At 70.3% G+C, this 3,248-nt stretch carries 4 protein-coding genes; all 4 read right to left on the bottom strand.

Annotated elements, in window-relative coordinates; genetic code table 11:
• On the bottom strand, window positions 1–833 hold an 833-nt coding region (locus TX83_RS20080; RefSeq protein WP_064749761.1), incomplete at its 3' end, for a TPM domain-containing protein.
• A gap of 7 nt (window positions 834–840) precedes the next feature.
• On the bottom strand, window positions 841–1,458 hold the full coding sequence (locus TX83_RS20075) for a LemA family protein (RefSeq protein WP_064749760.1): 618 nt from the start codon (window positions 1,456–1,458) through the stop codon (window positions 841–843).
• Window positions 1,459–1,736: 278 nt separating this feature from the next.
• Entirely contained in the window at window positions 1,737–2,471 is a 735-nt protein-coding gene (locus tag TX83_RS20070) for a TerC family protein (protein ID WP_261370216.1), read from the bottom strand.
• A 127-nt stretch (window positions 2,472–2,598) separates the two neighbouring features.
• Entirely contained in the window at window positions 2,599–2,994 is a 396-nt protein-coding gene (locus TX83_RS20065) for a diacylglycerol kinase (RefSeq protein ID WP_064749758.1), read from the bottom strand.
• Window positions 2,995–3,248 lie beyond the last annotated feature (254 nt).

The raw sequence follows: 3,248 nt of genomic DNA, 5'->3' as shown, positions 1-3,248 counted from the left end.
CCCCACCCCCCGCCGTAGCCGCCCCAGCCGCCGCCGCGGGCGTAGTGCCCGCCAACGCTGCCGAGCAAACCGGCGAACAGGCCGATCAGGGCGCACAGCCCGACCAGCCACCACGCCAGCGACAACAGCCAGGCGACGCCGCCGACCACCACGGCGGTGATCGCCCCGCGCAGCAGGGCCGGCAGGCGGCCGAGCAAGGCGCGCACGAACTGGGCGCCGAACACGGCGATGAACACCGCCAGCAGCCAGCCGTCGTCGCCCTCGCCGCCTCCGCCCTGGCCGGACGCCATCGGCGCCGGCAACGGCTCGCCGTCGATCAGCCGCACCAGCATCGCGCTGGCGTCGGCGAGGCCGCCGGCGTAGTCGCCGGCGCGGAACTTCGGCGCCAGGTACTCCTGGATGATGCGGCCGGACTGGGCGTCGGTGATCGCGCCCTCCAGGCCGTAGCCGACCTCGATCCGCACCCGCCGGTCGTCCTTGGCCACCACCAGCAGCACGCCGTCGTCGACGCCCTTGCGGCCCAGGCGGAACTGTTCGTAGGCGCGCACCGCGTAGGCGGCGATGTCCTCCGGCGCGGTGGTAGGCACCATCAGCACCTGCAACTGGCTGCCCTTGCGCCGCTGCAGCTCGCGCGCCTGCGCCTCCAGGCGCGCGCGGGCGTCGGCGTCGAGGGTCGCGGTGGTGTCGACCACCGGCGAGGTCAGCGCCGGAATCGGCTGCAGGGCCTGGGCCCGCAACGGCCCCGGCAGGGCCGCCAGGACCAGCAGCCACAACCCGACCAGCAGCGCCGCGAACGCGCTGCGGCCACGGGCGATTGCGGCCGATGCCGCCATCGGCGCCTCAGCCCTGCGACGGGGCCGGCGGGGTCTGCGCCGGCGCGCTGGGCTGGCCGAAATCGACCTTCGGCGCCTGCTGGATCTCGGCCGCGTTCTCGACCGTGAAGTTGGGCTTGGTCGCGTAGCCGAACAGCTTGGCGGTCAGGTTGGTCGGGAACTGGCGGATGTAGGTGTTGTAGTCCTGCACCGCGCCGATGTAGCGCTGGCGCTCGACCGCGATCCGGTTCTCGGTGCCTTCCAGCTGGGTCTGCAGGCTGAGGAAGCTCTGGTCGGCCTTGAGCTGCGGATAGTTTTCGCTGACCACCAGCAGGCGGCCGATCGCGCCGCGCAACTCGCCCTGGGCCTGTTCGAACTGCTTCAGCGATTCGGGGTCGTTGGCGTTGACGTTGATGCTGCCGACCTTGGCCCGGGCCTCGGTGACCTGGGTCAGCACCTGCTGTTCGTGGCTGGCATAGCCGCGCACGGTCGCGACCAGGTTCGGCACCAGGTCGGCGCGGCGCTTGTAGACGTTGAGCACCTGCGACCAGGCGGCGGTCACCGCTTCGTCCTTCTGTTGGATGCTGTTGTAGCCGCAGCCGCTGAGCAGCGCGGTCAACGCGAGCACGATCAAGGCACGGAACATGGCGCGACTCCTGGTTGCACGGGCGACGGCCGCATTGCAGCACCGGCCCCGGGCGGACGCAATGGACGCGATGTGACGACCGGGACGAAGGGGTCAAGCACACTTACCCCCTCCCCCGCGCTGCCCGCCATCCGGCGCCTGGGTGCGCTGCGCCTGCGGCGCCGGCGCGAACGCCGCAACTTCGCGCCCCAGCGCGCGCCAAGCCCTGCGTCCACAACGACGAAGGCCGGCAATCGCTTGCCGGCCTTCGCTGGGACGCTGCGCGCTCGCGGCGGCGCTTATTCGGTGCTGAGCCGCAGGGTGGCGCGGCGACGGGCCCACAGGTTCAGGCACTCGACCAGGGCCGAGAAGCCCATCGCACCGTAGATGTAGCCCTTCGGGATATGGATCTCGAAGCCGTCGGCGATCAGGTACACGCCGACCAGGACGATGAAGGCCAGCGCCAGCATCTTGATGGTCGGGTTGTTGTCGATGAAATGGCCCAGCGGCTTGGCCGCCAGCAGCATCACGCCGACCGCGAGCAGGATCGCGGCGACCATCACCGGGGTGTGGTTGGCCATGCCGACCGCGGCGATCACCGAGTCCAGCGAGAACACGATGTCGATCACCGCGATCTGCGCGATCACCATCATGAACGACGCCGCCGGCTTGGTGTGCACGTCCTCGGACTCGTCCTCGCCGGCGATCAGGTCCTTGATCTCCATCGAGCCCTTCACCAGCAAGAAGGCGCCGCCGAGGATCAGCACCAGGTCGCGCACCGAAATGCCCTGGCCGAACACGTGGAACAGGTCGCTGGTCAGCCCGGCCAGCCAGGCCAGGGTCAGCAGCAGGGCGATGCGGGTGATGCACGCCACCGCGATGCCGAACTTGCGCGCTTTCTCGCGCTGGTCGAACGGCAGCTTGCTGACCGCGATCGAGATGAACACCAGGTTGTCGATGCCGAGCACGATTTCGATCGCGCTCAGGGTGATCAGGGTGATCCAGACTTGCGGATCGGTCAGCAATTCAATCACGTGCGGCATACCTCAAAGAAAGTCGATATCGGAAAGCCCGCGGGCGAGCCGCGGTCGGCGCGCCGCGGAGGCGACGCCTGCGGCCGCGGACGCGGCCGGAAACACGGAACCGGCGCCGTCCCGGCGCTCAGCCCATCAGATGAGTCCACAGCCGCGGGCCGAGGATCGCGGCCCAGATCAGCAGCACGTTCATCAACAACACGAACACCGCCGCCGAGCCCATGTCCTTGGCGCGCCCGGCCAGCTCGTGGAACTCCGGACCGTAGCGTTCGATCACCGCCTCGACCGCGGAGTTGAGCAGCTCCACGCTCAACACCAGCAGGATCGAACCGATCAGCAGCGAGCGCTCGACCCCGTTCTGGCCGAAGTACCAGCCCACCGGCGCCAGGACCAGGAACAGGTAGACCTCGAGCCGGAACGAGGATTCGTGCAGCCAGGCCGCCCGCAGCCCCTGGAAGGACCAGGTCGCGGCCTTCAGGATCCGTCCCGGGCCGCGCGGCAGATGCCCGTATTCGTCAGCCATGCCGGCGCTCCGTCGTCGCGATCGTGCTGCGGCAGCACAGGCGTTCGGGCAGGAACGGCGCAGCGATGGGCATGGCAGGGGATCTCGATGGCAGGCCGGACGGCCAAGCGGACGCGGCCGGAGCCGCTACGGCCGGGGATTTTGCCACAAGCCCGATGACCCTGCCCTCGCGGCCGGCGCCGACCCGCGGGCAGCCTGGGGCCCAAGCCGCGGCGCATACCGCCGGAACCGCGGCGGCGGCGACCGGCCGGGCC

This window comes from Lysobacter antibioticus HS124, from assembly GCF_000336385.2.
GTDB classification, from domain to species: Bacteria; Pseudomonadota; Gammaproteobacteria; order Xanthomonadales; family Xanthomonadaceae; genus Lysobacter; species Lysobacter firmicutimachus.
The sequence above is the reverse complement of the archived record's forward strand: the minus strand, read 5'-3'. Positions and strand labels throughout refer to the sequence as shown.

Excerpts from the sequence above, each read along its gene's own strand:
- TX83_RS20065 (WP_064749758.1), bottom strand. The coding sequence starts at position 2,994 with ATGGCTGACGAATACGGGCATCTGCCGCGCGGCCCGGGACGGATCCTG.
- TX83_RS20075 (WP_064749760.1), bottom strand. The coding sequence starts at position 1,458 with ATGTTCCGTGCCTTGATCGTGCTCGCGTTGACCGCGCTGCTCAGCGGC.